A 3,039-nucleotide genomic window follows, 5' to 3' on the forward strand; every position below is an offset into this window, starting at 1 on the left:
ACCTTGTCGCGCGCCTGCGACGCCGAGGCGAGGCCGTTGGCCAGCAGCGGGGCCGCGATCGCCGTTCCCACCGACATGCGCGGATTGAGGCTTGCGAACGGATCCTGGAACACGATCTGCATCTGCTTGCGACAGTCGCGCAAGGTGTGGCCGTTCATGCCGAGAACGTCCTGGCCGTCGAGCAGAACCGTCCCGCTGTCCGGCTCGAGCAGCCTGAGGATCGAGCGGCCGGTCGTCGACTTGCCGCAGCCGGATTCCCCGACCAGCGCCAGCGTCTCGCCGGCGTGCAAGGTGAAGGAGACGTTCTCGACCGCGTGGACGCGGCCGGAGACCCTGCCGAGCAATCCCGAGCGGATCGGAAAGCGCGTGGTGAGATTGGCGACCTCGAGCAGCGGGCGCTCGGCGATCGAGACCGTATCAGGCGTCTCCATCGGCTCGTCCGAGGTGCCGGTCACCTTGTCGACGATCGGAAAGCGCATCGGCCGCTTGCGTCCGTCCATGGAGCCGAGGCGCGGCACGGCGGCGAGCAGCGCACGGGTGTAGGGATGCGAGGGCGCCGCGAAGATGCGCGACGTCGCGTCGGTCTCCACCGCCTGCCCGCCATACATCACCACCGTGCGATCCGCGATCTCGGCGACCACGCCCATGTCGTGGGTGATGAAGAGGATCGCCATCCCCTCTTCCTGCTGGAGCTCCTTCAACAGTTCCAGGATCTGGGCCTGGATGGTGACGTCGAGCGCGGTGGTCGGCTCGTCCGCGATCAAGAGCTTCGGCTTGCACGCCAGCGCCATCGCGATCATCACGCGCTGACGCATGCCGCCGGAAAAACGATGCGGATGTTCGTGGAAGCGCGATTTCGCGGCGGGGATGCGGACGCGGTCGAGCAAACGGATGGTCTCCGCCTCGGCCGCCGCACGCGACAGGCCGCGATGCTGGATCAGCGCCTCGGCGATCTGGAAGCCGATGGTGAGCACCGGGTTGAGGCTCGTCATCGGCTCCTGGAAGATCATGGCGACGTCGTTGCCACGGATGTCCGTCATGCCCGCTTCGGGCAGCGTCAGCAGATCGCGGCCGGCGAGCGTGACGCGGCCCTCGACGCGGCCGATCTCCTTCGGAATGAGCCGCATGATCGAAAGCGCCGTGACACTCTTGCCGGAGCCGGACTCGCCGACGATTGCCACGGTCTCCCCGGGCACGACGTCGAACGACACGTTGCGGACGACGGGAATCCATCGCCGCTCGATCATGAAGGAGGTGACGAGGCCTGAGACCGACAGCACGGGCCCCTGGTTCGCAGCAGCGGCTTGATCGGATTCTCTTGCGGCGGTGCTCATGCGAATCCCTAATAGCCCCGCGTCCGGTCGACGAGCCCCGGCAAATCCTCGCCGCGGCGGTGGCGTGCGATGACGTCGAGCACGAAATCGACGGCGGTATCCGGCGTGGTCATGCTGGCATTGTGCGGCGTCAGCAGGATGCGCGGGTGGCTCCAGAACGGATGGCCTGCGGGCAGCGGCTCGGGATCGGTAACGTCGAGAATGGCGCCGGACAGAGCGCCGCCGTCGAGGGCTGCGAGGAAATCGGCCTCGACGAGATGTGGGCCACGCCCGACATTGACCAGTCCCGCACCACGCGGCAGGCGCGCGAACAGATCCGCGTTCAGGATGCCGCGGGTCTCATCGGTCAGGGGCAGCAGGCAGACGAGAATGTCGGCCTGCGCAAGGAAGTCCGGCAAGGTGTCCATGCCCGCATGGCAGGTGACGCCCTCGATCTCGCGCGGCGAGCGGTTCCAGCCGAGCAGCGGGAAGCCGAACGCCCTGAGGCGTTCGAGCACGGCCTGGCCGAGCTGGCCGAGCCCCATCACGCCGACACTCCGCCGTTTCGCCGGCGTGATCCGGATCTCGCGCCAGACCTGCGCCTTCTGCTGGGCCATGAAGTGCAGGAGATCGCGATGCAGCGCCAGCACGGCCATGGTGACGTATTCCACCATGGTCTCGGCGATGCCGGGCTCCAGCATGCGCACCAGGGGAATGTGCGATGGAAGCTTGGTGGCGTCGAACTGGTCGACGCCGGCGCCCACCGAGAAGACCAGCTCGAGATTGGGGAACGTCGCGGCGATGTTATCGGGCGGCACCCAGGCCACCAGATAGCGCACCGCGGCGGGATCGCCGATGTCGGGCCAGAGCCGGAACGGCACGTCGGGCGCGCGCCCGGCGAAGAAGTGCGCCCACTCCGCGCCGCGAACCATGTTGGCCTTGTAAAGAACCGTCATGCCGCGAAAACTCTCAGAACGGGCTGACCGGCGCGAGCCGGCGGCCATCGATCATGCGCTTGTGGCTGTAGGGCTCGGGATCGACCAGCGGCGTCGAGCCGGTCACGATGTCGGCGGCGAGCTTGCCGGCCGCGGGGCCGATGCCAAAACCGTGGCCGGAGAAACCGGTGGCGAGGAAGAAGCCCGGCAGCGCATCGACCGGCGAGATCACCGGGATCGTATCGGGCGTGCAGTCGATCGTGCCGCCCCAGGCTTCCGCGATCTCGATGTCCTTCAGCTCCGGATTGGATTTGATCAGCGAGGCGAACGCCGCATTGACCAGCGACATATCGGGCGCGGGATCGCGCACGCGCTCGGTTTCGAACGGTGACGGCTTGTCGAAGCTCCAGCTGGTGCCGCGCATTAGCTGGTCGAAGAAGGACTTGCCGAACGACATCTTCAGTCCGTTGCGGCGATGCAGATAAGTAGGCCAGAAGGTGCGCGCATAGCGGAACAGATCGGGCGACAGCTCCACCGTGCCACGATTGCGCAGCGCCAGCGTGAAGCCGCCGTCGAGGCGGCGGCGAATGCAATAGAAGTCGGTGCCGAGCGCACCCGACGTGATCTCCGGCCCCGGCGTAGTCCGGCATGCGGTGGCGTTGACGAGGCCGATCGGCAGCTCGATGCCGTGACGGCGGCAGAACAGCGACGACCATGCGCCGCCCGAGAGCAGCACGGATTGCGTGCGGATGGTGCCCTTCTCGGTGACGACGGCGCTCACCCGTCCGCCT

General features: G+C 67.3%; 3 protein-coding genes. All 3 read right to left on the minus strand.

The genetic code is table 11. The annotated features are described in order from the left end of the window. Positions 1-1,334, minus strand: a 1,334-nt coding sequence (locus MOV75_RS32685; protein WP_247007388.1) for an ABC transporter ATP-binding protein, incomplete at its 3' end; no start/stop codon positions are given. Positions 1,335-1,342: 8 nt separating this feature from the next. Next, the gene (locus MOV75_RS32690) at positions 1,343-2,269 is read right to left on the minus strand and encodes a glyoxylate/hydroxypyruvate reductase A (protein WP_246931496.1); all 927 of its coding nucleotides are present in this window, start codon (positions 2,267-2,269) and stop codon (positions 1,343-1,345) included. 13 nt (positions 2,270-2,282) lie between these two features. After that, the coding region (locus MOV75_RS32695; RefSeq protein WP_247007390.1) for an FAD-binding oxidoreductase at positions 2,283-3,039 on the minus strand (757 nt) is incomplete at its 5' end.

The sequence above is a fragment of the Bradyrhizobium sp. PRIMUS42 genome (assembly GCF_023006515.1).
In the GTDB taxonomy this organism is placed as follows: domain Bacteria; phylum Pseudomonadota; class Alphaproteobacteria; order Rhizobiales; family Xanthobacteraceae; genus Bradyrhizobium.

What these genes read in the sequence shown, in the direction of transcription:
- MOV75_RS32690 (WP_246931496.1), bottom strand. Translation starts at nt 2,269, where the DNA reads ATGACGGTTCTTTACAAGGCCAACATGGTTCGCGGCGCGGAGTGGGCG.